This is a genomic window from Marinobacter lacisalsi, from assembly GCF_042651045.1.
Lineage (GTDB): Bacteria > Pseudomonadota > Gammaproteobacteria > Pseudomonadales > Oleiphilaceae > Marinobacter > Marinobacter lacisalsi.
The window spans coordinates 1-506 of sequence record NZ_JBHSDI010000017.1; the positions used below are offsets into that span (position 1 = coordinate 1).

Genomic DNA, 506 nt, shown 5'->3' on the forward strand with positions numbered 1-506 from the left:
AACCATGCCCTATTACTCGCCGGAACGTAAGGAAGCCATTCTCCAGAAGATGGCGCCACCTCACAGCCTGACAGTGGCCGAGTTAGCCGGTCAGGAAGGCATCAGCACCGCGACCTTGTACAATTGGCGTAAAGCCGCCAGAGAACGAGGTGCCGTTTTGCCGTCGAACTCAGCCACACCTGAAAAGTGGAGTAGCGAAGAGAAGTTCCGCATTGTGCTGGAGACCGCCCCAATGACTGAGGCGGAACTCAGTGAATATTGTCGCAAGCACGGTCTGTATCCAGAGCAAATCGAAGCCTGGAAGACCGCCTGCATGGGGGCCAACGCCCAGTCTGATGAACAGGCCAGGCGTAACCGGAAAGCAGCGACGACTGAGAAAAAGCGCGTCAAAAAGCTCGAATCTGAATTACGTCGCAAGGAAAAGGCCCTGGCAGAAACGGCAGCGCTACTGACGCTGTCAAAAAAAGCCGAGGCGATCTGGGGCCCCAAAGACGAGGACGAATGAC

Annotated in this window: 1 protein-coding gene; it reads left to right on the forward strand. The window is 55.9% G+C overall.

Going from position 1 to position 506, the window contains the following annotated elements; genetic code table 11:
• Positions 1-505, forward strand: a 505-nt coding sequence (locus ACFOZ5_RS13345; RefSeq protein ID WP_379888127.1) for a transposase, incomplete at its 5' end; no start/stop codon positions are given.
• Between the last annotated feature and the right edge of the window lies 1 nt (position 506).